The organism is Vicinamibacteria bacterium, assembly GCA_035620555.1.
In the GTDB taxonomy this organism is placed as follows: Bacteria; Acidobacteriota; Vicinamibacteria; order Marinacidobacterales; family SMYC01; genus DASPGQ01.
Genome location: DASPGQ010000361.1, coordinates 1 through 3,693, shown reverse-complemented (window position 1 = coordinate 3,693; position 3,693 = coordinate 1). Strand labels below are relative to the sequence as shown.

The 3,693-nt window shown below is 61.7% G+C and carries 5 protein-coding genes; 3 read left to right on the top strand and 2 right to left on the bottom strand.

The window, feature by feature from the left end; genetic code table 11:
- The coding region (locus VEK15_14635) for a hypothetical protein (protein HXV61931.1) at window positions 1–190 on the top strand (190 nt) is incomplete at its 5' end.
- Window positions 191–196: 6 nt separating this feature from the next.
- Here the strand turns inward: VEK15_14635 and VEK15_14630 are convergent.
- Window positions 197–1,648 (bottom strand): hypothetical protein, encoded by a 1,452-nt coding sequence (locus VEK15_14630; protein HXV61930.1) that lies wholly within the window; start codon window positions 1,646–1,648, stop codon window positions 197–199.
- A gap of 467 nt (window positions 1,649–2,115) precedes the next feature.
- On the opposite strand from VEK15_14630, the gene VEK15_14625 reads away from it, so the two are divergent.
- Window positions 2,116–2,715, top strand: a complete 600-nt coding sequence (locus VEK15_14625) for a cupin domain-containing protein (protein ID HXV61929.1) — start codon at window positions 2,116–2,118, stop codon at window positions 2,713–2,715.
- 68 nt (window positions 2,716–2,783) lie between these two features.
- Here the strand turns inward: VEK15_14625 and VEK15_14620 are convergent, their stop codons facing one another.
- Entirely contained in the window at window positions 2,784–3,155 is a 372-nt protein-coding gene (locus VEK15_14620; protein ID HXV61928.1) for a response regulator transcription factor, read from the bottom strand.
- Window positions 3,156–3,189: 34 nt separating this feature from the next.
- On the opposite strand from VEK15_14620, the gene VEK15_14615 reads away from it, so the two are divergent.
- Entirely contained in the window at window positions 3,190–3,585 is a 396-nt protein-coding gene (locus tag VEK15_14615; protein HXV61927.1) for a nuclear transport factor 2 family protein, read from the top strand.
- Window positions 3,586–3,693: the final 108 nt, after the last annotated feature.

Here is a 3,693-nt window from a genome sequence, read left to right as displayed (position 1 = left end):
TGCCGTCTTCGCCGACGGGCGTTTTCTGAAGGCCCCGGAAACGGAGAGCTCCGTGGGCCTCGACGAGCGCATCTCGGCCAACGTCGTCGAAGTGCCCCTGCAGCAAATCGAGGAATTTCTGGCTCTTCCACCGCTCGAGATCGACCCGAGCTACGTGAGATTGCTGTTCGGGCTGAAACTGAAACTCTAGCGAGAGCTAACGCGGCAGCCCCACCAGGTCGTGGGCCGCCCCCGTCAGGGCGACGATATGCAGCCCCGTTCCGCGGCGATCGAGCAGATAGATGTAGCCCCGATCGTCGATCTCGACGTTGTTGGTCTGGATCGCCACCTTGCACTCCTCGACTCCATCGATCCTGACACAGGTCGGCTCGGTCGCGTCGGTGATCTGCGGAATGAAGTAACCGATCTCCTGGGGATAAAAAGGGTCTCGTATGTCAACAGCCCGCACTCCGGCGTTGAAGTAAGCGACCAGAACCACCTTCTTCAAGAAGGCCGAGTTGAAGGAATCGTTCACGGAGTGAGGGCCGAACCGGCCACCCTGATTGCAGAAGTCGCCGGGCTCCTCCGGAACCTGGAAGCTCGATACGGGGAATGGTTTGTCTTCCTGGGTCACGTCGACGAAGAACACGGCGTGGCGGGTCTCTTGACAGCGAGCTGGTCCCGATTCCGAGGGAATCACGAGGAAATCGCGGACTCGGTTCTCGCGGTTGTCTCCATAATCGGGTATCTCGAGGTCGTGAATGGGCTTCACCGTGTGGGCGCCCCAGAACGTGGGCATATCCAGCCGGGCGATCTGCGGATACAGGAGGTTCTCGGCGGTCGGGGCGAAAGGTTGCTCGGCGCCGGGGTCTCCTTTCAAGAACTTGTCCCGGTCCAGAATCTGTACCACGCCGTTGGTGCCGCTGCCATAGCCGAGGTAGATGCGATCTCCCACCACGACCGGCTGATGCAGTCCGATCGCATCGGAGAAATCGCCTTTGCCACCCGGCTGCATCCCGTCGAGTGCGAAATCACGGATGTGACGAGGCTTTTCCGGGTCGCTGAGATCGTACGCCTGCAGCACACGGGGGACCCGCCAGCCTTCCGCGGTGGACAACAGGTATCCAATGCCCGTTTCGCAGTCCCACCAGTTCTTGTGCGTCTCCCGACGACCGTCCTCAGTGAAGCCGGTCGTGAGGATCGTCGTTACGAAAGTCGGTCGAGCGGGTTCGGTCACGTCCAGGATCTCTTGGCTCAGCTGGCCGTTCGTTCGCAAGACGTAGACGCGGCCATCCTCGGCGTTCGGAAGCGCGCTGCCATCACAGACCTGGACGTGTTGAGTTCCATTCGCCTCCTGCCCGCTCGGAGGCTCGTGATGGAGGAGGATCGGTGCTTTCGGATCGGTGACGTCCAGAATCGACATGCCGTTTCTCTCCGTCTTCCCCGAGAGCGAGCTCACGGCCTCACCGGCATGATGGCCGACGAAGAGAATCCACCTTTCGCCATATCGGTGCGGCACGGGTTGGTATGACCAGCGTCCTTGCAAATCGTGATGTCCCAAAAGCTCCATGTTCTTCGCCCGTGGCTGAGCGACGAGCTGTCCCCCAGCTAACAGGCAGCTCACCGCCCACGCCGTTCCGATGATTCGCGGCACAACTGGGTAACTCATGTCCCTCGCTCCACCTGAGGACCCGCAACCGATGGCGGATGATACGAGGGTGCTTCAGCGAGAGCAACCGAGCCGCCTTCCGATCGCCGCTGGCAGGGTGATGAAAAACTCAGCCCACCATGCGCGAGCGGAGCGTTCGACTTCGCCAAGGCTTCGTCGAAACCGCGCCGAAGCCCGGAGGGCGCAGGCGGGAGCCCGGTGCAATCGTCCCCATCGGGCTCCTTCGTGGGTATCAGATGTGAGCACGGAGTGCGAATAATCGTCCGCATTCGGGTTGCTTCGTGGGAATGAGATGTTGCGGGGCTGCTCCGAAGGGCTGTCCACCGCAAAATTGCCGCACCGTATGCGGCCCGAGCGGTGGCGGCACGATCGATTACGGGTTCCGCCACGGCATTGAGCACTCTAGGTCAAACCATTCCCGCTGGCGTACACTCACGTGACTTCGAACACCTGAGAGGAGAGCTCGTATGCGAAAGATGGCGCTCAGCGTATTCTTCGTAGCGGTGGCGTTCGTGCTGGGCCGACTGTCGGCGCAGGACATTCAGCCCTCGTGTGAGATGTGCCCCGCGAACTACATTCCCGCCGAGGAGATCCAGCGATACGCCGACGTGGGAAGCCAAGAAGGGATAACCGATCAGCAGGTTCGCTCGATCGACATTGGCAAGGTCAACGTGCAAATCGCGGTCGCCCACCGAGGCAAGCTCGACGCACCTCCACCCGGATCGGTGGCCGAGCACGACCTGGTCACCGAGGTGTACTACGTGCTCAGCGGCTCGGGCACGAACCGTACCGGACCCGATCTCGTGGACAAACAACGACGTCCACCCGATAATCGGGCCGTCCAGTTCCTGAACGGCCCGGGCAACAATGCGGCCGACATAAGGACCCCTACGACTCACGTACTCGAGGCGGGCGACGTTTTCGTCATCCCCGCGGGAACGGGTCATCAGTTCACCAGAATCGACGACCACATCACGTACCTGATGGTGCGCGTCGATCCGGACAAGGTGGTCCCCTTGATGGACGAAGCCGCATCCAGGGCCTATCTGGCCGAGCACGGCCGCTGAGCCCGCTGTCGCGGAGGCCGAGAAATCCATCCAAAGATGGATTGACCCGAGCTCGATGAATCCTTACGTTAGGGTCGAAGCGCGGCGGCGAGCGCCGTCCGGCTGGCGAGGCCAGTCTTCGAGAGGATGTGGTGGACGTGATCTTTGACGGTGGCGACGGAGATGAATAGACGGGCGGCAATCTCCTTGTTGCTGAGCCCTCTCGCCACGAGAGCCGCCACCTCGCGCTCGCGGGAAGACAGCTGCGGGAACGACGACTCCTGCGGCCGCAGGACGATCAGCGGATGACCGAGGTCCTGTACCGCGTCGAAGTCGATGGTGATGCCCGTTTCGCCCGCCGTCCCCGCCAGCCGCGTGATCTCTTCCAGAGGAAAATCAGAGGACGTACCGGCTTTCTCGACCAGGCGGCGCAAGCGCTCGAGAATCTCCGTGTCCAGCATCCGCTTGCTCAGGCTATCAAAGGAGACGAGAGACTTGCCAGCCGATGACACCGCTCTTCGCGTCGTCGAGCGGCTCTTCCAGGCCATGGAAGGAGGTCCCGAGGGCGAAGAGCCGATGATGGAGCTCTTCTCCGACGGCGCGGTTTTCATCGAGACCTTCACTGGCCGCCGACGCGAGCACGTCGGCCGTGAGGCGATCCGTCGCACCTATCGAGAGCTGTTCAGCAATCCTCCGCCGCCGGACATGAAGCTCCAGCTCCATCGGGTGGACCGTGACGGGGAGCGCGTCCGCGCCGAGTGGAGCTGCATGTCGTCCTCGTACCTGGAGCCTCGGCGTGGATTCGATCTATTCACCGTCAGAAACGGCGAGATCGAGAAGCTCGAAGTCGTCATCACCCAGTTCGAGAAGCGGCGAGGAGGTAGCACATGAGAAGTTTCTTGTTGACGCTTATTGCGATCGGAGGTCTCGGCCTCTTAGAAGCTCAGGAAGACGACAATTCCGGGGAGGACCCGCTCAGGACATTGCGCCATCTTGCCG

Excerpts from the sequence above, each read along its gene's own strand:
- VEK15_14630 (HXV61930.1), bottom strand. The coding sequence starts at position 1,648 with ATGAGTTACCCAGTTGTGCCGCGAATCATCGGAACGGCGTGGGCGGTG.
- VEK15_14625 (HXV61929.1), top strand. The coding sequence starts at position 2,116 with ATGCGAAAGATGGCGCTCAGCGTATTCTTCGTAGCGGTGGCGTTCGTG.
- VEK15_14620 (HXV61928.1), bottom strand. The coding sequence starts at position 3,155 with ATGCTGGACACGGAGATTCTCGAGCGCTTGCGCCGCCTGGTCGAGAAA.